The sequence below is a fragment of the Cellulomonas jepli genome, assembly GCF_047229345.1.
Lineage (GTDB): Bacteria > Actinomycetota > Actinomycetes > Actinomycetales > Cellulomonadaceae > Cellulomonas_A.
The window spans coordinates 1-23726 of record NZ_JBFTER010000076.1; the positions used below are offsets into that span (position 1 = coordinate 1).

21 protein-coding genes and 1 tRNA gene are annotated in these 23726 nt (G+C 74.1%); 13 read left to right on the plus strand and 9 right to left on the minus strand.

What is annotated here, in order from left to right:
• The coding region (locus AB6N24_RS16235; protein WP_412870424.1) for a hypothetical protein at positions 1 to 1291 on the minus strand (1291 nt) is incomplete at its 3' end.
• A gap of 172 nt (positions 1292 to 1463) precedes the next feature.
• Complete coding sequence (locus AB6N24_RS16240; RefSeq protein WP_258724585.1) at positions 1464 to 1931, minus strand: PPOX class F420-dependent oxidoreductase; 468 nt, start codon at positions 1929 to 1931, stop codon at positions 1464 to 1466.
• 232 nt (positions 1932 to 2163) lie between these two features.
• On the opposite strand from AB6N24_RS16240, the gene AB6N24_RS16245 reads away from it, so the two are divergent.
• Positions 2164 to 3981, plus strand: coding sequence for an alpha/beta hydrolase (locus AB6N24_RS16245; RefSeq protein WP_412870425.1), 1818 nt, complete (start codon positions 2164 to 2166; stop codon positions 3979 to 3981).
• A gap of 331 nt (positions 3982 to 4312) precedes the next feature.
• Complete coding sequence (locus tag AB6N24_RS16250; RefSeq protein WP_412870426.1) at positions 4313 to 6139, plus strand: alpha/beta hydrolase; 1827 nt, start codon at positions 4313 to 4315, stop codon at positions 6137 to 6139.
• 85 nt (positions 6140 to 6224) lie between these two features.
• Here AB6N24_RS16250 and AB6N24_RS16255 read toward each other — a convergent pair whose 3' ends face one another.
• Positions 6225 to 7046: an SCO4651 family lipoprotein gene (locus AB6N24_RS16255; protein ID WP_412870427.1), complete on the minus strand. Its 822-nt coding sequence runs from the start codon at positions 7044 to 7046 to the stop codon at positions 6225 to 6227.
• A 354-nt stretch (positions 7047 to 7400) separates the two neighbouring features.
• Between AB6N24_RS16255 and AB6N24_RS16260 the strand changes: the two genes are divergently transcribed.
• The 10 genes from AB6N24_RS16260 (at position 7401) to AB6N24_RS16305 (ending at position 16903) form a co-directional block, all read left to right on the plus strand.
• Complete coding sequence (locus AB6N24_RS16260) at positions 7401 to 9038, plus strand: SulP family inorganic anion transporter (RefSeq protein ID WP_412870428.1); 1638 nt, start codon at positions 7401 to 7403, stop codon at positions 9036 to 9038.
• Positions 9035 to 9682 (plus strand): hypothetical protein, encoded by a 648-nt coding sequence (locus AB6N24_RS16265; protein ID WP_412870429.1) that lies wholly within the window; start codon positions 9035 to 9037, stop codon positions 9680 to 9682. The genes AB6N24_RS16260 and AB6N24_RS16265 overlap by 4 nt, the downstream gene beginning before the upstream one ends.
• Before the next feature lie 176 nt (positions 9683 to 9858).
• A complete protein-coding gene (locus AB6N24_RS16270) occupies positions 9859 to 11736 on the plus strand; it encodes an alkyl/aryl-sulfatase (protein WP_412870430.1) in 1878 nt (625 codons plus the stop codon).
• 192 nt (positions 11737 to 11928) lie between these two features.
• Positions 11929 to 12001: transfer RNA gene (locus tag AB6N24_RS16275), tRNA-Lys, on the plus strand.
• Between the two features lie 197 nt (positions 12002 to 12198).
• Complete coding sequence (locus AB6N24_RS16280; RefSeq protein WP_412870431.1) at positions 12199 to 13554, plus strand: ricin-type beta-trefoil lectin domain protein; 1356 nt, start codon at positions 12199 to 12201, stop codon at positions 13552 to 13554.
• 123 nt (positions 13555 to 13677) lie between these two features.
• A complete protein-coding gene (locus tag AB6N24_RS16285; protein ID WP_412870432.1) occupies positions 13678 to 14139 on the plus strand; it encodes a GatB/YqeY domain-containing protein in 462 nt (153 codons plus the stop codon).
• A gap of 126 nt (positions 14140 to 14265) precedes the next feature.
• Positions 14266 to 14535, plus strand: coding sequence for a GlsB/YeaQ/YmgE family stress response membrane protein (locus AB6N24_RS16290; RefSeq protein WP_183297671.1), 270 nt, complete (start codon positions 14266 to 14268; stop codon positions 14533 to 14535).
• Between the two features lie 315 nt (positions 14536 to 14850).
• The gene (locus AB6N24_RS16295) at positions 14851 to 15396 is read left to right on the plus strand and encodes a DUF6318 family protein (RefSeq protein ID WP_412870433.1); all 546 of its coding nucleotides are present in this window, start codon (positions 14851 to 14853) and stop codon (positions 15394 to 15396) included.
• The gene (locus AB6N24_RS16300) at positions 15389 to 16327 is read left to right on the plus strand and encodes a hypothetical protein (protein WP_412870434.1); all 939 of its coding nucleotides are present in this window, start codon (positions 15389 to 15391) and stop codon (positions 16325 to 16327) included. The genes AB6N24_RS16295 and AB6N24_RS16300 overlap by 8 nt, the downstream gene beginning before the upstream one ends.
• A 165-nt stretch (positions 16328 to 16492) precedes the next feature.
• Positions 16493 to 16903 carry a nitroreductase family deazaflavin-dependent oxidoreductase gene (locus AB6N24_RS16305; protein ID WP_412870435.1) on the plus strand — a complete coding sequence of 137 codons (411 nt, stop codon included), beginning with the start codon at positions 16493 to 16495 and terminating at the stop codon, positions 16901 to 16903.
• Between the two features lie 111 nt (positions 16904 to 17014).
• Here AB6N24_RS16305 and AB6N24_RS16310 read toward each other — a convergent pair whose 3' ends face one another.
• Positions 17015 to 19114, minus strand: coding sequence for a mechanosensitive ion channel domain-containing protein (locus AB6N24_RS16310; RefSeq protein WP_412870436.1), 2100 nt, complete (start codon positions 19112 to 19114; stop codon positions 17015 to 17017).
• A 193-nt stretch (positions 19115 to 19307) separates the two neighbouring features.
• Here AB6N24_RS16310 and AB6N24_RS16315 point away from each other — a divergent pair, with 193 nt between their 5' ends.
• Positions 19308 to 19577 carry a GlsB/YeaQ/YmgE family stress response membrane protein gene (locus tag AB6N24_RS16315; protein WP_034626715.1) on the plus strand — a complete coding sequence of 90 codons (270 nt, stop codon included), beginning with the start codon at positions 19308 to 19310 and terminating at the stop codon, positions 19575 to 19577.
• Between the two features lie 138 nt (positions 19578 to 19715).
• Here AB6N24_RS16315 and AB6N24_RS16320 read toward each other — a convergent pair whose 3' ends face one another.
• The 5 genes from AB6N24_RS16320 to crtI all read right to left on the minus strand — a co-directional run.
• Positions 19716 to 20216 (minus strand): hypothetical protein, encoded by a 501-nt coding sequence (locus AB6N24_RS16320; RefSeq protein ID WP_412870437.1) that lies wholly within the window; start codon positions 20214 to 20216, stop codon positions 19716 to 19718.
• 62 nt (positions 20217 to 20278) lie between these two features.
• A complete protein-coding gene (locus AB6N24_RS16325) occupies positions 20279 to 21148 on the minus strand; it encodes a prenyltransferase (protein ID WP_412870438.1) in 870 nt (289 codons plus the stop codon).
• A complete protein-coding gene (locus AB6N24_RS16330) occupies positions 21145 to 21492 on the minus strand; it encodes a lycopene cyclase domain-containing protein (RefSeq protein WP_412870439.1) in 348 nt (115 codons plus the stop codon). Before AB6N24_RS16330 ends, AB6N24_RS16325 begins: the two co-directional genes overlap by 4 nt.
• Positions 21489 to 21926, minus strand: a complete 438-nt coding sequence (locus AB6N24_RS16335) for a lycopene cyclase domain-containing protein (protein WP_412870440.1) — start codon at positions 21924 to 21926, stop codon at positions 21489 to 21491. Before AB6N24_RS16335 ends, AB6N24_RS16330 begins: the two co-directional genes overlap by 4 nt.
• Positions 21923 to 23726 (minus strand): phytoene desaturase family protein (gene crtI / locus AB6N24_RS16340; RefSeq protein WP_412870441.1); only part of this gene is annotated, 1804 nt, incomplete at its 5' end. The genes AB6N24_RS16335 and crtI, both read right to left, overlap by 4 nt.

Sequence of the window (23726 nt, forward strand, 5' to 3'; positions counted from 1 at the left end):
ACCGCCTCGACGCCCGCCCTGACGGTCCGCCGGCGCCGCCCGTGGGCGGCACGGGGGCTGACGGCGCGCCGGGGGTGCCGGGCGTCGTGGGGTCGTGGACGTCACCGGCCGGGACCGCGGTCGCAGGCTCGGTCGTGACGTCGCGGAGGGCGGTCCGGGCCCGGGTGCCCGCCGAGCGGGGGTTCGCCGAGCCGAGGTCCGTCGAGCGGGGGTCCGTCGCGTGCGTCGGTGCCTCGACGGCGTCGCCCGCCGCCACGGCTGCCGGGGTCACGGCTCCCCCGGGCGCCGCCGCAGCGGAGGGGTCGGGGCGGTCGTCGACCACGGGGCGGTCCACGTCCTGCCCGGGTCCACCCGGCGGCGCGGAGGACGGCGGCGCGACGCCCGGCAGGCCGACGCCCGGCACGAGCGGGTCGAGGACCGCGGGCACGAGCGGGAGCCCGGGGACGAGCGGCCGGACCGCGTCGACGACCGGGTCGAGCGGTGCGACGAGAGGTGCGACGACGTCGTCGAGCACGGGCCGCAGCGGTGCCGCGACGCCGCCGGCGACCCCACCGAGCAGCTCGTCGACGGGAGCGGTCACGGGAGCGAGCGCGGGCAGCACCGCGTCGGCCGCGCCGGTGACGGGCTCGACGAGCGGCGAGACCGCGGTCACCGTGCGCTCGACGACGGGAACGACCGGCTGCACGACGCCCGCGACGACCGGCGCCAGCGCGTGCGTCACGGGGGCGGCCACCTGCGCGACGGGCTCGACGACCGGCTCGACCGCGGGAGCGACGGCGCCGACCCCGGGGTCGACCACCTCGCGCACGGGCACCGCGACGCCCGCGACCACGTCGCCGACCGGCGCCAGGACGGCCTCGACCGGCGCCACCGCGTCGACGACCGGCGCCGGCACCTGGGCCGCCTGCACCGGAGCAGTCGCGAGCCCGGCCACCGGCGCGAGCACGACCTCGGCGACTGGCGTGAGCACGGCGTCGGTGACCGGTGTCAGGACGGCGTCCGTGACCGGCGTGAGCACCGCGTCCGTGACCGGCGTCAGGACGGCGTCCGCGACCGGCGTCACCACGGCCCCGACCGAGCCGGTCAGCCCGCCGACGACAGCGCCGAGCGCCTCGTCGACCCCCGCGACCTGCGGCGCGGCGAACGACCCGACGACCAGTGGCGCGGCCGGGGACCCGGCGGCCTGCGCAGGACCGGCGACCACGGCACCGACGAGCACGGCACCGGCGCCTGCGAGCAGGCCGCGGACCAGCCACGTCCCTGCTCGCGTCGCCCAGCCGTCCGCGCTCATCGCCCACGACCCCCCACGGTCCGCGCGGCACCGGTGACGCGCCCCTCGAACGTAGGAGGCACCGCGTCGGGCCCGCAATCGGAGCGGCCGGCCGCTGCTCCTTCCGGGTGAACGGCCGCAGCCCGTCCGCGGGGCCGCGGGTCGCACGCGCACCCGTCCGGGCGGCTCACCGTCACCCGTCCGCGAGCCGCGCGGGGAACCCCCCGGTCGCGACGGGCCCCCACCCCTCGATGTGCAGGCGGATCAGCGACTTGCCCTGGTCGAGCATCGCCTGGCGGTACTCGGCCCAGTCGGGGTGCTCGCCGGCGATGTTGCGGTAGTACTCGACGAGCGGCTCGACCGACTCGGGCGGGTCGACCACCTCGGCGGTCCCGTCGACCTGGACCCACGGCCCGTCGAAGTCGTCGGACATCACGCAAGCGCTGACCTGCGAGTCGCGCCGGACGTTCACCGCCTTCGCGCGGTCCGGGTACGTCGAGACGACGAGGCACCCGGCGTCGTCGACGCCGCACGTCACGGGCGAGAGCTGCGGCGCGCCGGACCTGCGGCGGGTGAGCAGCACCGCGTGGTGGCGCGGGCGCAGGAACTCGAGCAGCTCGTCGCGGCTCACTCGGTCGGCGGTGGCGATGCGTCGCGGCACGGGCACTCCTCGGGTCGGCGCCCGTCGTCGGGCACGGGGCGTTCCTCGTCACTCTCGCACCGGCAGCGGGGCGCGTCACGCGCACGACGGTGGGTCCGCTCTTTGCGCGGCACGTGGAGAACCTGTGCCGCACCTTGACGGTGCGCGCCGGACGTCGAGAGTGTGGCGCTCATGCCAGCCGCGAGCCGGCGCCAGGGGGGCGTCGACCGCGTGGCACGTCGCAGGGGGCTCGATGAACCGACCACGCACGTCCAGTCTCGTCTCCGTCCTGACCGCTCTCGCGCTCGTCGGCACCGCCGCCGCCGGCGCGTCCACGGCCCAGGCCTCCGCACGCGCGCCGATCGGGGACATCGAGGCGCAGCGCGTCGACCGTGTCCCCACACCGACCCCGAGCTGGTTCGACTGCAGCCCGGCGTTCGGCGAGGGCAACGAGTGCACCACCGTGAACCTGCCGCTCGACTACGACCAGCCGCGGGGGGCCACCACCGCCGTCGCGGTCCTGCGCCACCCGGCGAGCGACCAGGCGAACAAGCTCGGCTCGCTGTTCCTCAACCCCGGCGGCCCCGGCGGCTCGGGCGTGAGCATCGCCGCGCAGGCCAGCCTGTTCCTCGGCCCCGAGGTGCTCAAGAGGTTCGACATCGTCGGCATCGACCCGCGCGGCACCAACTTCAGCGACAACGTGCGCTGCTGGGAGAACATGGGCGAGCAGGCCGCCGACCTCGAGGGCTGGGACGTGCCGTTCCCCGTCACGGACGACGAGGAGGCGGCGTACGTCGCGGCGTCGGAGCGTGTCGGCCAGGCGTGCTCGACGACGGGGAAGCCGCTCTCGGGCTCCATGTCCACGGCCGAGGTCGCCCGCGACATGGACGTCATCCGGCGCATGGTGGGCGACACGCAGCTCACGTACCTGGGGTTCTCCTACGGCAGCTACCTCGGCAACGTGTACGCCAACATGTTCCCCGGCCGCGTCCGGGCCGTCGCGATCGACGGGGTCCTCGACCCGCAGGGCTGGCAGGGCAGCCGCGCGACCCAGAACACCCCGGTGACGACCCGCCTCAGGTCGGGCGAGGGGGCGGCGCAGGCGCTCGACGAGATCCTGCTCCGCTGCGAGAAGGCCGGCCCGGAGTACTGCCGGCTGGCCGGGTACGGCGACCCGCAGGACCTGTTCGCGGAGATCAAGGCGACGCTCCGGGAGGAGCCGCTCGACCTCGTGGACCCGGAGACGGGCGAGGTGTACCTGACGCTCACGTACCCGGTCCTGATCTCGTTCCTGCTCGGTGACCTGTACGCACCCGTCGCGGCGGACTTCGTCGACATGGACCTCACGTTCATCTGGGAGCTGCTGCAGGAGCCCGCGGAGCCGGGGACCGAGGGCGCTGCACGGCAGGACGCCGCGCGCCAGGGGCTCCTCGAGCGGTTCCGCACGCAGCAGGAGCAGGCGAAGGCGGCGGACGTGACCGAGGCCGAGCAGCGCGAGGCGCTCGGGTTCGCGTTCCCGTACGACAACTCCCCCGAGGCGTTCCTCTCGGTCCTCTGCACGGACAGCCGCAACCCCGTCTACGCGAGCTCGTGGCCCGGGCACGCGGACCGCGCGGACGCCAGGGCCCCCGACTTCGGGCGACTGTGGACGTGGGGCTCGTCGCCCTGCGCCCAGCAGACGTGGACCGTGCGCGACGAGGACGCTTACACCGGAACCTTCACGAAGGCGACGGCGAACCCGGTGCTCGTCGTCGGCAACTACTGGGACCCGGCGACGAACTACGACGGCGCGGTCAACGCGGCCCGGCTGCTGCCGAACAGCCGGCTGCTGTCGAGCGACAGCTGGGGTCACACCGCCTACGGCACGTCGGCGTGCGTGACGGACGCCATCGACACGTACCTGCTGACGCGCGCGACGCCGCCCGCGGGGACGCTGTGCGTCGGTGACGACCAGCCGTTCACCGTCCCGCTCGAGGCGCCCGAGGGCCCCGAGTCCGGTGCCCGGTCCGCGCGGTCCGACCGGCTGCCGCCCGTAGTGCCGCCGGTCCCGGGGGCGCTGCCGCGGAGCTGACCTCCCGCAGCCCACCGGGCGGCGGCGCCCTGCGCGGGCCCGACGGCGCAGCCCGCGTCGACCGGGTCCGGCGAGCACCGCCACCCCCGACCGGCCCCCGCTCGGCAGTCGCTGGGCGGGGGCCGGTCGCACGCCGGCCCTCTCGGTACGCGCTCGGCGGGCAGGTGCCACGGGCCAGGTCGAGCGACCGGCGCCATCCGCTTTGCGCGCTGTGTGGAGAACCTGTGCATTTCCTTGACGCTGCGCGGCGCGCGCCGAGAGTGTGAAGCGCATGCCGTTCACGAGCCGGCGTCAGGGGGCGCCGACCGGTCGGCACGTCACAGGAGGTTCGATGTCTCGAGCACGCACATCCACCCGGTGGGTCGCCGTCCTGGCGACCGCCACCCTCGCGTGTACCGCGGTCGCCGGAGCCGCGGCCGCGGCGAACGCCGCCGCAGCACCCGCCGCACCCCGCGCGATCGGGGACATCGAGGCGCAGCGCGTCGACCGTGTCCCCGCACCGACCCCGAGCTGGTTCGACTGCAGCCCGGCGTTCGGCGAGGGCAACGAGTGCACCACCGTGAACCTGCCGCTCGACTACGACCAGCCGCGGGGGGCCACCACCGCCGTCGCGGTCCTGCGCCACCCGGCGAGCGACCAGGCGAACAAGCTCGGCTCGCTGTTCCTCAACCCCGGCGGCCCCGGCGGCTCGGGCGTCGAGATCGCGGCGGCCGCGACCCAGTTCCTCGGCCCCGAGGTCCTCGCGCGGTTCGACATCATCGGCATGGACCCCCGCGGCACCAACTACAGCGACAACGTGCGCTGCTGGGAGAACATGGGCGAGCAGGCCGCCGACCTCGCCGGCGCGGACGTCCCCTTCCCCGTCACGGACGACGAGGAGGCGGCGTACGTCACGGCGTCGGAGAACATCGGGATCGCGTGCTCGACGACCGGCAAGCCGCTGTCCGGCTCGATGTCGACCGCCGAGGTCGCCCGCGACATGGACGTGCTCCGGCGCACCCTCGGCGACGAGAAGCTGACCTACCTCGGCTTCTCCTACGGCAGCATCCTCGGCAGCTACTACGCGAACATGTTCCCGGACCGGGTGCGCGCGCTCGTGATCGACGGTGTCGTCGACGCGGCCGACTGGGTCGGCACCCGCGCCAACCGCGACATCCCGACGTTCACCCGCATCCGCTCGGCGGAGGGCGCGTCGAAGGCGCTCGACGAGATCCTGCTCCGCTGCGAGAAGGCCGGACCGGAGTTCTGCCGCTTCGCCGCCTTCGGCGACCCGCAGGACAACTACGCCGCGCTCAAGGCGTCGCTGCGCGAGAACCCCGTCGACATCGTCGACCCCGAGACGGGCGAGGTGCTCCTGACCGTCACCTACGCGACGCTCATCTCCTTCCTGCTCAGCGACATGTACGCACCGAACGCCGCGGACATCGTCGACCAGGACCTCACGTTCCTGTGGCAGCTCGCCCAGGCCCCGGCCGAGCCGGGCACCGACGCCGCAGCGACGCAGGCCGCGGCGAACGCGGCGCTCGCCGCGAAGGCCCTGGCGCAGCAGGACCGGGCGAAGGCGGCCGACGAGACCGCGGCCCAGCGGCACGAGGCCCTCGGGCTCGCGTTCCCGTACGACAACTCGCTCGAGGCGTTCTTCTCGATCCAGTGCACCGACGGCCGCAACCCGGCCTACGCGCGCTCGTGGCCCGGGCACGCCGACCGCGCCGACGAGCGCGCGCCCGACTTCGGCCGGGCGTGGACCTGGAACTCCTCGGCGTGCGCGAGCCAGACGTGGACCGTGCGCGACGAGGACGCCTACACCGGGCCGTTCACGAGGTCGACGGCCAACCCCGTGCTCGTCGTCGGCAACTACTGGGACCCCGCGACGAACTACGACAACGCCGTGAAGGTCGACAAGGCCCTGCCGAAGAGCCGCCTGCTGTCGAGCGACAGCTGGGGTCACACGGCGTACGGCACGTCGGCGTGCGCGACGGGGGCGATCGACGCCTACCTGCTCGACGGGACGCTGCCCGCCGCGGGCACGCTGTGCGTCGGTGACGAGCAGCCGTTCACCACGCCGCTCGACGCCCCGGACTCCGGCGCCCGGTCCGCGCAGCAGAACGGTCTGCCGCCCGTCGTCCCGCCGGTCCCGGGGGCGCTCCCGCGCAGCTGACCCGGTCACGCACGGAGCCCGGCGCCGTCACGGGGACGGCGCCGGGCTCCGGGGCGTTGAGGTCCGGCTCAGCGCCGGGGCGGGATCAGCCCGCGAACGGGTTCTCGGTCGTGATCTGGTCGGCCGGCGGGGCGGTCACGGGCGCGCCGCTCCCCCAGTTCGAGAACGTCATCTCGGTCGTCGAGCCCATGAGGTCGAAGGCCATCTTGCGCACGCGGTCGTCGACGTCGAGCCAGTACGTGTAGACGAACGTCGCCGGGATCGTGGCGCCGGCCGCAGCGGCCTGGTCGAGGCCCGCGCGCTGCTCCTCGGGGAGCTTCGTGGGGTCCATGACGACCTCGTAGGGGGTCGCCTCGACGCCGTCGACGTCCTCCGCGTCACCCTTCTTGGTCACGCTCGTGACGGCGGCCTCCGCGTCGGCCAGCGCCTTGGTCGGGTCGATCTCGCCCGTCATGTCGCCGAGGCCCGCGGCGAGCGGGTTCGAGGCGTCGCTCGGGTCGACCTGGAGGAACTTGCCGCCGGTCAGCTCGCCGAGGTTCATGTACGTGAGGCCGCCCGCCATGCGGACCTCCATCTGCCCCATCTCGGGGAGCGCCATGACCATCGAGAGCGACTGGGTGCCGTCGTCCTCGATCTGCACCGAGCCGGTGGCGTCCATCGCCTGGCCCGCGGCGGACGTGGACATCGTGAAGTCGTAGCTCTTGGCCTCGGCCTGCGCGGCGGCGATCGTCTGCAGGAAGTTGGCCTGCGTGAGCTCGACGCCCTCGGCCTCCTGCGTGGCCTGGGCGGTGGCCGACGGCGTCGTGGTGGTCTCGGTGCTCGCCTCCGTGGACCCGCCGCAGGCCGTGAGGCTCCACACGAGGGCGACGGCCGCGGGCACGGCGAGCAGACGACGGGACGAGCGCATGGGAGAACCCCCTGGGTTGGCCGCGACAGCAGAGGTCGGGCCGGCGAGCGGCAGACGCACGACCGGACAAGAGCCTCCCAGGCCGGACGGGCCCGTGCGCCCGGTTCGTCGGGTGAAGTGCGCCGCGTCCGCGTCGGGGTGCTCATCCACGAGGGATGACGACCCCCGAGGACGCCGGACCTACGGTCGTGCTCGTCCAGGTCGCCGGAGAACGGCGTCCACCGAACGTGAGGGACGCCGGATGCGGAGCGACGTTCTCCTGCTGGTCACGACGGCGGCACGATGAAGGACGCGCCGGTGGGGTCGGTACGTCCTGGCCTCCGAGGTCGTCGCCGTCGGCCCTGGCGCGCCGACGTGCCCGCCGGTGTGGTGCTGGGCGTCGAGAGCGTGCCCGACGGCCTGGCCGGAGGGCTCCTCGCCGGGGTGAACCCGGTCTGGGGTCTGTACGCCTACATGGTCGGCGTCACGGCCGGGGCAGCGACCACGAGCTCGGCGTTCATGGCCGTCCAGGCGACCGGGGCGATGGCGGTCGTCGTCGCCGACGTGCCTCAGGTGCACGCGCCCGCACCCGACCCCGACACCGCCCTGTTCACCCTGTCGGTGCTGACCGGCGTCATCATGCTGACCCTCGGCCTGGCGCGGCTGGGGTCCGCCGTGCGGTTCGTCCCGCACGCGGTCCTGACCGGGTTCGTCAGCGCCGTGGCGGTGAACATCGTGCTCGGCCAGCTCGACGACTTCACCGGCTACGAGGCGGAGGGCTCGAACCGGCTGACCTCGGCGCTCGACACCGTCCTGCACGTCGGGTCCTACGCCTGGGGAACGGTGGTCGTCGGCGTCGCGACGATCGGGCTGATCCTGCTGCTCGAGCGGACCGCGCTGCGCGCTCTCGGCCTGGTCGTGGCGGTCGCCGTGACGAGTGCCCTCGCCGGCGCCCTCCGCACCTGGGCAGGTGCTGACGTCGCCGTGCTCGCCGACGTCACCGCCATCCCCGCCGCCCTGCCCAGGCTCAGCATCCCGGACCCTGGCCTGGTGCTCACGCTGCTGGTCCCCGCGGCGTCCTTGGCGTTCGTCGGGCTGGTCCAGGGAGCGGCCATCAGTGCGACCGTCCCGAACCCGGACGGGCGGTACGGCGACGCCTCGGGGGACTTCCGCGGGCAGGGGGTGGCGAACATCGCCTCCGGGCTGCTGCACGGCATGCCCGTCGGCGGCTCGATGTCCGCCACCGCCCTGATCACCACGGCGGGCGCACGGAGCCGCACCGCGCTCGTGGTGGCCGGCGTCACGATGGCGGTCGTGATCCTGCTGCTGGCGGACGCGGTCGCGCTCGTCGCCATGCCGGCGCTGGCGGGCCTGCTGATCGTGATCGGCGCGCGCAGCCTGCGGCCCGACGCGATCGCGCTCGTGTGGCGGACGGGCCCGGTGCAGGCCACCGTCATGGCGACGACGTTCGTCCTCACCGTGCTGATCCCGCTGCAGTACGCGGTGCTGGTCGGCGTGGGGGTCTCGGTGATCCTGCACGTGGTGCGCCAGTCCGGGGCGGTGCGCGTCCGCCGGTGGGAGCTCACCGCGGACGGGGTGGTGGAGAGCGACCCGCCGCGCACGCTGGGACCCGACGAGACCGTCGTGCTCCGCCCGTACGGGAGCCTGTTCTTCGCCGCCGTGCCGGTGCTGGAGTCGCAGCTGCCACTGGTCGAGCAGGACTCCCGTCGCTCGGCGGTCGTGATCAGCCTGCGCGGCAAGGAGCAGCTCGGCAGCACGTTCATCACGGTCGTCAGCCGGTACGCCGCCCAGCTCTCCTCCGTCGGGAGCGTGCTGCTCCTGGCGGGCGTCTCGCCCGACGTGCGCCGGCAGCTGGACACCCTCGGCCCCGCGGTCGCCCTCCCCCGGCAGCACGTGCTCGAGGCGGAACCCACCCTCACCGCGTCCACCCGCCGCGCGGTACGGCTCGCCGAGGAGTGGCGTCGATCGGCAGAGCCCGAGGGGGACGCATGACCGAGCAGGAACGGCCGGAGACCAGCACGAACCGGTCCCGCGCCCGGGACATCACCGCACTCGCGATCCTCACCGTCACCGCGGTGCTCACCGCCTGGAGCGGGTTCGAGGCCAGCAAGTGGGGCGGCGAGATGTCGATCGCGTTCTCCCGTGCGTCCTCCCAGCGGATCGAGGCTGCCCGCTGGACCGCCACGGCCGACGCGGCCCGCGGCTACGACCTGCAGACCTTCGCCCTCTACGTCGAGGCCGTCGCCCGCGACGACACCGAGCTCGCCACGTTCGTCCAGGCCCGCTTCGCCGACCGGTTCCGGCCGGCGTTCGACGAGTGGCTCGCCACCCGCCCGCTGCAGGACCCCGACGCCCCGCCGAGCCCCTTCGCCCTCGACTCCTACCAGCCACCCGGCGTGGCCGAAGCGGCCGAGGCCGACGCCCGCGCCGACGCGTACTTCGACGCCGCGCTGCGGAACAACCAGCGCGGCGACAACTACACGCTGCTCACGGTGCTGTTCGCGCTCGTGCTCTTCTTCACGGCGATGTCCGAGCGTGCGAAGCGCACGCTCCCCCGGCGCGGGCTGCTCGTCCTCGCCGGGGGGCTGTTCGTGCTCGGCGTGGTGCTGCTGGCGACGTTCCCGAAGATCGTCTGACCGGACGAGGGCGACCTCTGCCACTGAGCGCGCCGCGGGGTCCCGCCTGCCGCTGCCGACGACGCAGGGGTCGCGGGACGGTCATCCCTCAGAGGTGATGATGACGCCGCGCGGCGCACTGGCGACGGTGGGAGGGCCGCCACCTCCGCGCGGCCCCCGGACCGAGGAGCACCGTCATGGCCGTCCACCCGACCGTCGCCGCCCAGCACGCCCGGCTGCTCGCGACCCTCCCGTTCGCCGACGCGCGCGACCTGGACGACGTCGATCGCGGGTTCCTGGGGACGATCGACCCGCCCCAGGTGCGCGACGCCGACGGACGCGTCGTCTGGGACGCCGCCGCGTACGACTTCGTGACCGGCGACGCCCCCGAGACGGTGAACCCCAGCCTCTGGCGGCAGAGCGGGCTGGTCCGCCGGCACGGCCTGTACGAGGTCGCGCCGGGGATCTACCAGGCGCGCGGGATCGACCTGTCGAACGCCTCCTTCATCGAGGGCGACGAGGGCGTGATCGTCATCGACACGCTCCTGTCGGTCGAGACCGGCCGCGCGGCGCTCGACCTGTACCGCCGGCACCGCGGCGACCGTCCGGTCAAGGCGATCATCTACACCCACTCGCACGCGGACCACTTCGGCGGTGCCAAGGGGTTCCTGACCCCGGACGACCTGGACTCCGGGCGGGTGCCGATCTTCGCGCCCGAGGGGTTCGTCGAGCACGCCGTCTCCGAGAACGTGTACGCCGGCGTCGCGATGAACCGCCGCGCGGGGTACATGTACGGCGCAGCTCTCGCCCGCGGGCCGCAGGGCGGGGTCGGCGCGGGGCTGGGCCAGACCCTCTCGGTCGGCGAGGTGTCCTTCGTGCCGCCGACCGACCTGATCTCGAGCACCGGTCAGGAGGAGGTCGTGGACGGCGTCCGCCTCGTGTTCCAGATGGTGCCGGGCACCGAGGCGCCGGCCGAGATGCTGATCCACCTGCCCGAGCACCGGGCTCTGTGCGCGGCCGAGGACGTCACGCACAACCTGCACAACCTGCTGACGCTCCGTGGCGCCGTCGTCCGTGACCCGCACGCCTGGGCGACGTACCTCACCGAGACCATCGACCTGTGGGGCGACGACCTCGACGTCGTCTTCGCGTCCCACCACTGGCCCACCTGGGGGCGCGAGCGTGTCGGCGAGCTCCTCTCGCTGCAGCGCGACCTGTACGCCTACCTGCACGACCAGACCCTGCGACTCCTGAACAAGGGCCTCACCGGGCCGGAGATCGCCGAGGAGATCACGCTCCCCCCGGCGCTCGAGAACGCGTGGTGCAACCGCGGCTACTACGGGTCGGTGAGCCACAACGTCAAGGCGATCTACCAGCGCTACCTCGGCTGGTTCGACGGGAACCCGGCCCACCTGTGGGAGCACACACCCGTCGACCGGGCGACGCGGTACGTCGCCGCGATCGGCGGTGTCGACGCCGTCGTCGACCAGGCTCGCTCCGCACTGGACGCCGGTGACCTGCGCTGGGCCGCCGAGCTCGCGAACCACGCCGTCTTCGCCGAACCCGAGCACGCCGCTGCCCGGGCCCTCCTCGCCGAGACCTACGAGCAGCTGGGCTACGGCTCGGAGAACGGGACCTGGCGCGACTTCTACCTCTCGGGGGCCACCGAGCTGCGCGACGGCCAGTTCGGCACCCCCACGGAGACCAACGCCCCGGACGTCATCGCGAACCTCTCGCCGGAGATGCTGTTCGACGCCATCGCCATCCAGGTGGACGGACCGAAGGCCTGGGACGAGACGCTCTCCCTCGACGTCGTGCTCACCGACGTCGGCAAGCGCTACCGCCTGCGCCTGGCCAACGGCGTGCTGACCTACAGCGCCGCCCCGCAGAAGGGCGACGCCGACGTGACGCTCACGACGACCAGGCGCACGCTGCCGGCCCTCGCCACCGGAGCGCTCACCGCGGACGGCCTGGCCCAGGCAGGCATCGAGCTCAGCGGTGACGCGTCCGTGCTCGGCCGGCTCACGGCCGTCCTGGACCCGGGCGACAAGAACTTCCCGATCGTCACCCCGTGACCACGACGTGACCGCCCCGGGAAGGAGCCGACGGCACGACGTCCGCCGTCCGGGGGCGCGAGCGCTCCGGAGTGCCCGCACGGCAGCGACCAGCGGTACCGTCGGTGCCGTCGGCAGCGAGCGGTCCTACGACCGCGCGCGAACGACGGGGGTGCTGCCCTGACGACTCCGCGTGCGAGTCCCAGCACCCCTGGGCCTCTAGCTCAGTCGGTAGAGCAGCGGACTTTTAATCCGTAGGTCGTGGGTTCGAGCCCCACGGGGCCCACCTCTCTGCACGGCTCGCCCCTCCTCCTCCGGCCGCACGAGCACGGCCACGGTGGCGCGCGTCCTGGGCGCGCGCGACGACGAGCGTCAGGACGGCCTGCGACCACGTCCGGGTGCCGGCGCCGCACCGCCCTGGCGGGGCGTGCCCGACTTGTGGCACGGTGCCCGCTTCACCGTTTCCGACGAGGAGGTCGACGCGTGACTCAGAGAGCGCTCTATCGGCAGTCGAAGATCCGGAGGGCACTGGCCACGGCCGCCCTCGCCCCGCTCCTGCTCGCCGCCGCGGTCACCGCGTCGGCCGCACCGGCGGCGGCAGCGACGCCCGGGGGGTGCGGGCAGCTCTTCGACGACTTCTCGTACAGCTCCTCGCAGGACGCGCAGCTCGCCGCCCGCGGCTGGAGCGTGCGCGGCGGTGGCGGCGGACCCGGCGTGGGCGGCGCCTCGTGGTCCCCGTCGAACGTGACGTTCACGGGCTCCGGGACCGGGCGCTCGATGCGGCTGCAGGCCCAGACCGACGGCACGCCGTCCGGCACGGTCAGCGCGGAGGTGTCCCACCAACGGAAGTTCTTCGAGGGCACGTACGCCGCGCGGGTCCGCTTCACCGACGCGCCCGTGGCCGGAGCCGACGGCGACCCGGTCGTGCAGACGTTCTACGGCATCACCCCGCTGGCCTTCCCGGACGACCCGGCGTACGGCGAGGCCGACTTCGAGTACCTGCCGAACGGCGGCTGGGGCCAGACGTCCCCGACGCTCTTCCTGACCACGTGGGAGACGTACCGGCCCGACCCGTGGCGGTCGGACAACCTGAGCACACCCGTGGTGGGGAGCATCGCCGGGTGGCACGACCTCGTCATGCAGGTCGACGCCGGGACCGTCCGCTACTTCCTCGACGGCCGGCAGGTCGCCCAGCACGGTGGGCACGTGTACCCGGAGACGCCGATGCTGCTGGCGTTCAACATCTGGTTCATCGACCTGCAGTCGCACACCGGCGGCACGAGCCGGTACGAGCAGGACGTCGACTACGTCTACCACTCCGCCGACGAGCTGCTCTCGCCCGCGCAGGTCGCGACCCGCGTCTCGGGCCTGCGCGCGGCGGGGACCACGCACGTCGACCGGGTCGTCCGCGGGACGTGCACGCCGACGACGCCGCCGACCACCGGGACGTCGACCGGCGCGGTGGTGTCGGGCGCGGCGGGCAAGTGCCTGGACGTCAACGACGCCAACAGCGCCAACGGCACGGCCGTGCAGCTCTACACCTGCAACGGCACGCCCGCCCAGCGCTGGACGTTCGGGGCCGACGGCACGCTCCGCGCGCTCGGCAAGTGCCTGGACGTCACGGGCTACGGCACCGCCAACGGCTCCAAGGTCCAGCTCTGGGACTGCAACCCGGGCCAGTCGAACCAGACGTGGGTCCGCCAGGGCGACTCGTACCGCAACCCCGCCTCCGGCCGGTGCCTGGACAACCCCGACGGCCGCGCCGTCGACCGCCAGCGCACCCAGATCTGGGACTGCTTCGGCAACACCGCCCAGCGCTGGTCGCTCCCGGGCGCCTGACCGGGGAGGACGCGCGACGACGCCCGGCGCAGGGCCGCCTCGGTCCTGCGCCGGGCGTCGACGGCCCGCCCCGTGACGGAATTCGGTCGCCGCACGCCCACCCGGACCAGGCACGATGGGTGCATGACCACGCTCGAACGACTCACCGCCGACCTCACGACCTCGATGAAGGCGCGCGACGCCTTCCGCACGAACACCCTCCGCCAGGTCATCGGCGCGGTGCGGGCGGCGGAGAAGTCGGGCCCCGTCGTGGTCGAGCTCGACGACGACCAGGTGCAGGCCGTCCTCGCGTCCGAGGTCAAGAAGCGCCGCGAGTCCGCGGAGATCTACACGACCGCCGGCGCGACCGACCGCGCCACGACGGAGACCGGCGAGGCCGACCTCATCGAGTCGTACCTCCCGACCGCGCTGAGCGAGGCCGACGTCGACGAGGTCGTGGCCGCCGCGATCGCCGAGACGGGCGCGACCAGCATGCGCGACATGGGTGCGGTCATGCGCGCCGCCCAGGCGGCGGCCGCCGGGCGCGGGCGCGTCGACGGCAAGGTGCTGTCGCAGCGCGTGAAGACGGCGCTGTCCGCCGGCTGACCGGAGCGGAGACCGCGGGGCGCACCCGGTCTGGACGGTCGTCCGGCTTCCGGATGCGGCTTTCGTCCCGGTGTGGGAGGTTCTGTCCCGTCCGGTTCGAACTCTTCTCACAGGAGCTGTTCTCCCATGAGCTTTCTCGCGTTCCTCCTCCTCGGCCTGCTTGCTGGTGTGATCGCCAAGGCTCTGCTCCCTGGGCGTCAGAGCACCGGCTGGCTCATCACGCTCGTGCTCGGTGTCCTGGGCGCGGTGCTCGGTGGCTGGCTCGGTAGCGTCCTGTTCGGCGTGGGCCTCGCCACGTTCTTCGACATCCAGACGTGGCTGCTCGCCATCGGCGGCGCGATCATCGTGTTCCTCATCTACGGCGCGGCGACCGGTCGCCGCGGCCGTCGCCGCTGAACGCACCCAGCACTTCCCGCGAGGGGCCGGCGTCCGTCACGACGCCGGCCCCTCGCGGCTTTTCTCGACTCAGGCTCGGTGGCGCTCTGATCCCGTCGTCGACCCGGCGGCCACCGGCGGGCGTTCCTCGGCGCGACGTTCGCACCCCGTGACCTGTTCGTCCGTCCACAGATCGCGGAACAGCACTGCCCGGCTCGACCCGATTTCGCTAGGTTCGCGGGCATGCCTTCGCCTCGTGCGGCCGACGACGCCCGCATCCCTGCCCGACCCCTGCGCAGACGCGGTCCGGCGCGCGTCGCCGTGGGCGGAGCGGTGGTGCTCGCGGCGCTGCTGACCGCGTGCACCGGCGAGCCGGCAGCGGAGCCGACGCCGACGCGCTCGGTGAGCGCCACTGCTCCCGTCGAGCCCTCGCCGACGCCCACAACGACTCGCGAGCCCGAGCGTCCTGCGGCGATGGAGGACCCCGGCGTCGACGGGGCGGCGGCGGCGGCGACGTACTTCCTGTCGCTGTACCCGTACGTCTACAACACCGGCGACCTCACGGCATGGAAGGCCCTGAGCCACCCGGAGTGCGTGTTCTGCGCGAGCGTCGTGAGCGGCGTCGGCGAGATGCAAGCAGCGGGTCGTCATCAAGAAGGCACCGACACGACGGTCTCCAATACGCACGCTCAGGAGGTTGAGCCTGGAGTTCTGTACGCAATTGAATTGACGGTGCTCCAGGGCCCCGCTGTCGAACTCGACCGGAACGGCACAGTCGTGGAGGAAGACCTCAGCACTACCGAGTCCGTGGTGCATGTGGCCGTGCAGCGCGCGGGCAGCGCCTGGGTTATCCGCGAGTGCGAGGTCGAGTCAGTTGCGTAGAGGACTCCGAACGCGGCGCGCCGCGTGTGCGATTCTTGGAGCCGCGATCATCGCAGCGCTGCAGACCGCGCCCGCGGCTGCCCTCGACAAGGTCGGCGGCGAGTCTTCCGGCTCCGTCGTCAAGGTCTACGCGGCGGCTGCCCATCGCGCGAATGACGCATGGCACGCCGCCTCGACCGCGGGGAGTCCCCCGGCTCGGCTCATTGAGTACGCCCGCGCCGAGCTGTGCGACGTCTCCTCGCAGTTCCTCACCTCGACCCTCGACGGTGCCTGCGACCCCGGCGACGGCGCGATCACCCCACCCGACTGCGGCCCCGGCATCACCCCGCTGCTCCCCCTGTGGTCCCGCACCCGCACCGCCGACGGCGCCCCCTGGACCCGCTGGGACCGGATCAGCGACTACTACTGCCCCCAGGACGTCCTCCCGGAGTTCACCGCCGAGGACTTCCGCCGCCTGCCCCTGATCCCCTCACCGGTCACCCCACAACCCCCGAACCCGGACCTGCTCACCGGACTCGGTCTCGTCGTGCACACCACCGCCGACCCCCAGGACCACCCCACCACCCTGCTGGGCTTCCCCCTCACCGTGCGCGCCACCCCCACCGAGTACACCTGGGACTTCGGCGACGGCACCCGCACCACCACCACCCACCCCGGCACCCCCTACCCGACCGGCCACGACCACCACCCCGGTGACCCCGTCTACCCCCACGGCGTCATCGGCCACCCCTACCCACACCTGGGCACCTACACCCCCACCCTCACCACCACCTGGACCGGCCAGTACCTCCTCGCCGGAACCACCGACTGGCGCCCCATCGACGGCACCGCCACCACCACCACCGCCCTGCCCACCGTCACCATCCACGACGCCACCAGCCACCTCGTCGCCGACAACTGCCACACCAACCCCCACGGCCCCGGCTGCTGACCACCGCACGTCGTTCCAGGTCTGGCGGCTCCTTCCTTCCGAAGCTGGCGGCACTTCGGAAGGATGTCGCCTGATCCTTCGAAAGCTCGGCGGCCGGACGCCTCGCAGGTGCTCGTGCTGGTGCAGGTTCCGGGACCTCACGGTCCGTCGTCATCACGGAAGCCGGTGAGCACGATGCCGATCCCGATGTGGGTCACCCGCGTGAATCGTCGCGTCACGAACCCGCTGATGATCGCCCTGTCGGACGACGTCCCCCCGCTCGCGACGTTGCACCACGTCGGTCGCCGGTCGGGCAAGCGACTGCGGACGCCGGTCTTCGCCTTCCCGACGCCCCACGGGTTCGTGATCGCGCTAACGTACGGGCCGGACGTGCAGTGGCTGCACAACCTCGAGGCGGGTGAGGCCCGGCTGGTGCGGCATCGGGTCGTCTACCGCCTGACCGATCCGGTGCGCCTGCACGGCGACGACGGCGCGCGGCTGGTCCCGGCGTGGACCCGCGCCGGGCTGCGACCGATGCACGTCGACGAGTTCGTCGAGCTGCGCGCCGAGCCGATCCCCTCGACGCCCTCGCTGTAGCGCCGGACCCGCAGGACCTGCTCCTGCGGCGGCAGTAGTCCACGCGCTCAGCCGGCCTGGCCGTGCGAGGCACTCGCCAACTCCCCCGCAGCGGTCGTCCCGGGCAGTCCCCTACTCGCGCCCGCGCCAGTCGTACCGGGCCGTCGGCGGACCGTCGGTCCCCTCGTCCCCACCGGTGCCGCGGCGCCGGCCCTCGCCGTAGCCCTGCACGTCGTCGGCGCCGAGAACCGCGGTCTCGTCGGCCGCCGCCTGACGCTGGCGACGCGTCCCGAGCGGCGGCGACGGCGGCTGCGAGGACGCCGGGGACTCCGCGGGGAGGCCGGCCCCGGACTCACGAGGGAAGGCGGACGTCCGCTCCGGCGCGGTCGGCCCGTCGCCGCGCCCGGGCACGCCGGTGATCTGCTCGCTGCCCGGGAGGTTCCACGTCGCGCGCCAGCCCGACGCGTCCGGCTCGACCGGCAGCACCGAGGTCCGGCTCGGGGTGCGGCTCGGCTCGCCCGGCGTCGGGCGCATGACCGTCGTGGTCCGAGCGTCGGGGTCGGCGTACGGGTCGGGGCCGCGGTCCGGGTGGCCGGCACCTCGGCGCGCACGGTCCTGCTCGGCGGCGCGCTCGGCGTCCCGGCGTGCGCGCTCGGCATCCTTCGCCCGCTCGGCGTCGACGCGTGCGCGCTCGGCGTCCCGGCGGGCCCGCTCGGACTCAGCGCGAGCCCGCTCCGCCTCCACCCGAGCCCGGTCCGCCTCGCGCGCCCGGTCGGCCTCGCGCACCCGGTCCGTCTCGGGCGCCGCCCCGGTGTCACCGTCGAACCAGGCGTCCTGACCGGCCGCCCCGTGCCGCGCGGCGTCGTCGTCCTGCGCGCCGTCCCCCGCGCCGTCGTGCCCGCCCCCCTGCGGCTCGGGCAGCGGCGGCCCGACGACGGTGACGGGACCGCTGACCCGCGGCGTCCCGCGCGAGTCGGTGCGGTCGGCGGCCTGCTCGCGCTCGGCGATCACGTCGGACCCGGGGCCGCTGAACGCGCGCGAGCGCTCGAGCGCGTCGATGCTCCCGGTGAAGAGGCGGGCATCGGTCTGCGAGAGCTGCAGCCGCTGGGTGTCACCCGGTTGGCCCTGCACCGGGGGCTCGACCGCGGGGCGTCCGCTGCGCCGACCGAGCGACCCTGCCGCAGCAGCTGCGGCGCCGCCGCGCGCACCGGGCACGTCCTGCACGGTCTCGAGCCGCGTGCGGGGCACCCCGTGCGGCGCGGTGGACTGGAGCCACGCCACGAGGCCCTCGCGCACGTAGCAGCGCAGGTCGAACAGGGTCGGGGCGTCGACCGCGCTCGCGAGCGCCCGGACCCGCACGTACCCGCCGGTCGCCTCGGTGACCTGCAGGATCCCGACGCGGTGGTCCCACAGCTCGGTGTCCTCGAGCAGCCGGGCCAGCTCGGCGCGCATCTCCTCGACGGGCACGGACCAGTCGAGATCGAGCTCGACGGTACCCAGCAGGTCGGCGGCGCGGCGGGTCCAGTTCTCGAACGGCGTGGTCGTGAAGTAGGTCGACGGCAGGATGAGGCGCCGGTCGTCCCACACGTGCACCACGATGTAGGTCAGCGTGATCTCCTCGATCCGCCCCCACTCGTCGTCCACCACGACGACGTCGTCGACGCGGATCGCGTCCGTGAACGCGAGCTGCAGCCCGGCGAACAGGTTCGCGAGCGAGCTCTGCGCGGCGAGGCCCGCCACGATCGACAGCAGACCGGCGGACGCGAGGAGCCCGGCGCCGAAGGCGCGCGCGGCCTCGAACGTCATGAGGATCGCGGCGAGCGCGGCGATCACGAGGATGGCGACCGTGACCCTCCGCAGCACCGTGACCTGCGTGCGGACGCGGCGGGCGTGCCGGTTGTCGGGCACGTCGATGCGGTACCGGGCGAGCGCGATGTCCTCCGCGACGAACGACAGCGCGCCGATCAGCCACGCGACGCACGCGATGAGCGCGATCTGCAGCACGTGCTGGACGGGCGGGACCCACTCCTCGGACGGTTCGGTGGTGACGACGACCGCGACCCAGAGGGCGACGACGACGAGCACGGCCCGCAGCGGGCGACGCGCCCGCCGGGAGAGGTCGGCCGCGACGGCGCTGCGGCGCCCCGCGGAGCGGACGATCGCGCTGACGATCCCCGCGACCACGAAGGCCGCGACGATGCCGGCCACGGCGGCCAGGACGGTCACGATCACGGTGCACCTGCCTCGTTGTCGGATTTCTCCCCGGACGTCCGTTCAGGTTAGCCCGACGGCGGGACACCCTTGACATCCGCGTGCCCGACTGGGTGACGTCACACTCCCCTCGAGATGCGCGCCCATCTGACCTGCAATAGCGTCCGGGGCGAAGCACGCCAGACGTGCACCTGACAGCAAGGAAGGGATCCTCATGACCGCCGCAAGCATCATCGGGGCCATTGTCATCGGCGCGATTCTCGGCCTGCTCGGGCGCCTGTTCGCCCCCGGCAAGCAGAACATCTCGCTCGTCGTCACGGTCATCGTCGGCATCATCGCCGCGCTGCTCGGCTCCGCCATCGCGCGTGGCCTCGGCGTCGCCACGACCGACGGGATCGACTTCATCGAGGTCCTCATCCAGATCGTCCTCGCGGCGATCGGCGTCGTCCTCGCCGCGCGTCTGCTCGGTCGCCGCGCGCACTGACGCGCAGCACCCACCGCACGTCCCTGACGCCCACCCGGCGCACGGCCCACGCCGAGACCGGGTGGGCGTCGGCGTTCCCCGCCCGACCGGGCACGCCGCCCGGCCGGATCTCCCCGCCCGGCCGGACGGCGCGGGCGCTCAGCCGTCGCTCGCCGCCGCCGCCGCCGTCAGCCGGGCGATTTCCCTCTCGAGCGCAGCAGCGACCCCGGGCGAGCCGACCTGGGCGGCGGCGAGCCCGAGCACCTCGCGGTAGGCCCCCAGCTCGTCGGGGCCGAGGGCGACGCGCGCAGCCGACCCGACGAGCCGTCCCACCGTGACGGGGTCGCGCGCCGGGTGGGGGCCCACCGGGGACCAGAGCTGCCGCAGGGCCTGGCAGGTCACCCCGAGCCGCGCGGCCGACGGGCTGTCCGCGAGCCGCTCGACGAGCCGGACGTCGACGTCGGGCACGCCGAGCGCGAGCACGCGGGCGAGAGCCAGGTCGACGGGCGACGTCCCGTGCTCGGGGGACGCGGCCTCCTGAGCGGCGACGAGCGCGACGACACCGTCCCGCAGGTCGTCGGCCGGCAGAGCGGCGTACGCGTCGGACCGGGCGTCGAGCAGCGCGCGCGCCGCGCCGGCCGGACCGGGGCTCCTGTCCACCCGTCATCTCCTTCCCACCGGGCGCGCCCGGCGTCACGACCCGCGAGGGTGAGGCGTCGGCGTCAGCCCCGGGCCACCGCGATCAGCAGCATCGTGACGAGGAACCCGGTCACGAGGTTGAGCCACAGGAACCGGCGCCAGCCCCGGTTGGCGCGCTCGCAGTCCTCGTCGCGCACCGACCAGAAGCCGGCCGCGTTCACCGCGTACGGCAGCGGCAGCACCGCGGCGAGCCACCCCGGCCACGGCAGTGCCAGCAGCGTCACGGCGGCGACGACGTACGCGGCGGTGGCGGCGACGACGGTCGGGTGGGCGCCGAGCACGGTGGCGACGGAGCCGATGCCCGCCTCGCGGTCGGCACGCACGTCCTGCACCGCCCCGAACGCGTGCGACGCCATGCCCCAGAGCATGAAGGCGACGAGCACCGGCCACACGGTCCGTGCGCCGAGGTCCGCCCCCACCAGCACGAGCGCGTACAGCGCCGGCCCCACGAAGTGCATCGCGGACGTCGCCGAGTCGAGCACCGGCCGCTCCTTGAACCGCAGCCGCGGGGCGGAGTAGGCGACGACGAGGAAGACGACCAGCAGCAGCGTGAGGTTCGCGGCGAGCGACCCGACGGCGAGCAGCCACACGAGGAACGGCAGGACGCTGACGGCGCACGCGACGAGGATCCGGCGGTGCACGACGCGGGCCTGCGAGCGCTCGACGAGCCCGCCCTCGATCCCGCCCTTGCGCGGGTTGCGCAGGTCGGACTCGTAGTCGAACACGTCGTTGATGCCGTACATCAGCAGGTTGTACGGGACGAGGAAGAACAGCGTGCCGACCACGAGGGTCACGTCGAGGCGGCCGCTGGTCGCCATGAGGTACGCGGCGGCGAACGGGTAGGCCGTGTTGACCCACGAGAACGGCCGCGAGGCGGCGAGGAGCTCCTTCACGCGTGCGTCGTCCCGTCTGCCGTGCCGTCGTGCGGGGCCGCGTGACCGTCGCGTCGCACGCGCCGCCGGCTCAGGACCGTCCACAGCACGGGCATCCCGACGGCGGCGGCGACGGCGTAGGCGAAGTCCTCGACGGGCGCGCCCCAGACGTGCAGCCCGAGGATCTTCGCGGGGTCGAACTCGTAGAGCCCGACGTCGATCATGATCGTGTCGAACACCGCGGTCAGCACGCAGAGCAGCAGGACCGTCGCGACGACGGCCCACCCGCGCAGGCGGCGCAGGACGGGCGCGGACACCGCGAGCAGCACGACGAGGACGCCGGCGTTGAGGATGGCGTTGGTCACCGCGCACCCCCAGCCGCGCCGTCCGCGCCCGGCACCCCGGGAGCGGGCCGTGCGCCGGTCGCCCCGGTGCCCGACGACGTGCCCGACGACGTGCCCGGCGCACCCGGCGCCCGACCTCGGCGCTCCGCGACCCAGCGGTCGAACGCGCGCCACGCCGCGAGCGCCGTGTAGCAGAGCAGCGTGAGGAACCCGACCTCCTCGATCGGCAGCTCGGGCGCGAGCAGGATCCCCGTCATGTGCGGGCTGTCGCCGCGCGCGAAGATGCCGAGCGCGAGCCCGGCGAGGTCCCACGCGAGGAACCCGACGACGCCGATGCCGACGCACGCGGCGGAGAGCCGCCAGTCGGACCAGAACGCGAGCCGGTGGGCGCGGTCGAGGAGCGCGATGCCCCCGATCGAGACGAGCAGGGCACCGAGGTAGGCCAGTCCGATCACGCGGGCCGGGCCTCCTCGCGGGGAGCCCCGGGCGCCGAGGTGCGCGCCGCGACACGGTCCGCCGGGGCGCTCGCGTCCGACGCGAGGCCGTCGAGCGCGCCGCGCCGGCCGTCGCCGGCGAGCGCATCACGCCAGACCCCGCGCGGGCGCGCCGCGTCGAGGAACCCGGGCCGCAGCGGCGTCGGCAGCGGGCGCGACGACGTCTCGCCGAGCAGGCGCTTGACCACGAGCTCGGCGCTGATCAGGCACATCGGCAGCCCGACGCCCGGGATCGTGCCGCCGCCCACGTGCAGCAGGTTGGGTACGCGTGCCGACGCGTCGCCGGGCCGGAACATCGCGCTCTGGCGCAGCGTGTGCTCCATGCCCAGCGCGGAGCCGCGCCACGAGGAGAACTCGCGGTGGAAGTCCGCGGGCCCGACGACCCGCCGGGTCACGACGCGCGAGCGCAGGTCGGGGACGCCCGCCCACGCGCCGACCTGGTCGAGGAACCGGTCGGCGTGCGCCTCGAGGGCCGCGCGCGAGGCGGGTCCGTCGTCGTCTGCCGCCCCGAGCCGCTCGTCGGCGGGGAACGGGACGAGCACGAACAGGTTCTCGTGACCCTCGGGCGCCGCGCCGGGGTCGGTCGCCGTCGTCTTCGAGACGTACAGCGACGCGACCTCGGGGACGCGCAGCGCGTCGGGGTCGGAGCCGCCGCCGGTCCCGGGACCGAGGATGTCCTCGAAGTTGGTCGGCCAGTCGCGCGTGAAGAACAACGAGTGGTGCGCGAGCTCGGGGAGCTCGCCGCGGACGCCCGCCATGACGAGCAGCGCGGAGATGCCCGGGCCGCGGTCCTCCCACCACGACGCGGGCAGGCTGCGGTGCGGCGCGTCGAGCAGCGCGGTCTCCGTGTGGTGCCGGTCGGCGGCCGAGACGACGACGTCCGCCTCGACGACCTCCCCGCTCGCGAGCCGGACCCCGCGTGCGACGCCCGTCCGGCGCGGGTGGCGCAGGCTGCGGCCGGCGTCGTCCACGTCGATCGCGACCACGTCGGCGCCCGTGCGAATCGTCACGCCGGACGCGCGCGCGACCTTCTCGAGCGCCTCGATGAGCGTGTACATCCCGCCGCGCGGGAACCGCACGCCCTCGCCGAGGTCCAGGTGGCTCATCAGCGAGTAGAGCGCGGGCACCCGGTACGGCGACGAGCCGAGGAAGACCGCGTGGTACCCGAGCACCTGGCGGAGCACGGGGTGCGTGACCGTGCGCTCGACGCGCTGCGCGAGGGTCCGCGTGAGCAGCTGCCCCAGCGTGCCGGAGCGCTTGAGCACGTCGAGCGAGATCGCGCGGTCCGGGCGCTCGAACGTCGTGTACAGGAAGTGGTCGAGCGCCGTGCGGTACGCGTCGCCCGACTCCTCGACGTAGCGGCGCATCGCCTCGCCCGCACCGGGCTCCAGCGCGTCGAACGTGCGCCAGTTCGTCCCGGAGTCGTCGACGACGTCGATCGGCTCGGCCGGGCCGCCGCCCTCCGGCTCGGGGAACAGCCGGTACGCCGGGTCGAGCCGCACGAGGTCGACGTGGTCCTCGATGCGCTCGCCGAGCAGCGCGAACAGGTGCTCGAACACCTCGGGCATGAAGTACCAGGACGGGCCGGTGTCGAACCGGAACCCGTCGATCGTCGTCGTCCCCGTGCGTCCGCCGACCTGGTCGTGCCGCTCGAGGAGCGTGACCTCGGCGCCGCCGCGCGCGAGCAGCGCCGCCGTGGCGAGCCCGCCGATGCCGCCGCCGACGACGACGACGCGGCCGCCCGTCGGGAGCGCGCGGGCG

What these genes read in the sequence shown, in the direction of transcription:
- AB6N24_RS16290 (WP_183297671.1), top strand. Translation starts at nt 14,266, where the DNA reads ATGAGCTTTCTCGCGTTCCTCCTCCTCGGCCTGCTTGCTGGTGTGATC.
- AB6N24_RS16245 (WP_412870425.1), top strand. Translation starts at nt 2,164, where the DNA reads ATGAACCGACCACGCACGTCCAGTCTCGTCTCCGTCCTGACCGCTCTC.
- AB6N24_RS16265 (WP_412870429.1), top strand. Translation starts at nt 9,035, where the DNA reads ATGACCGAGCAGGAACGGCCGGAGACCAGCACGAACCGGTCCCGCGCC.
- AB6N24_RS16270 (WP_412870430.1), top strand. Translation starts at nt 9,859, where the DNA reads ATGGCCGTCCACCCGACCGTCGCCGCCCAGCACGCCCGGCTGCTCGCG.
- AB6N24_RS16285 (WP_412870432.1), top strand. Translation starts at nt 13,678, where the DNA reads ATGACCACGCTCGAACGACTCACCGCCGACCTCACGACCTCGATGAAG.
- AB6N24_RS16315 (WP_034626715.1), top strand. Translation starts at nt 19,308, where the DNA reads ATGACCGCCGCAAGCATCATCGGGGCCATTGTCATCGGCGCGATTCTC.
- AB6N24_RS16255 (WP_412870427.1), bottom strand. Translation starts at nt 7,046, where the DNA reads ATGCGCTCGTCCCGTCGTCTGCTCGCCGTGCCCGCGGCCGTCGCCCTC.
- AB6N24_RS16250 (WP_412870426.1), top strand. Translation starts at nt 4,313, where the DNA reads ATGTCTCGAGCACGCACATCCACCCGGTGGGTCGCCGTCCTGGCGACC.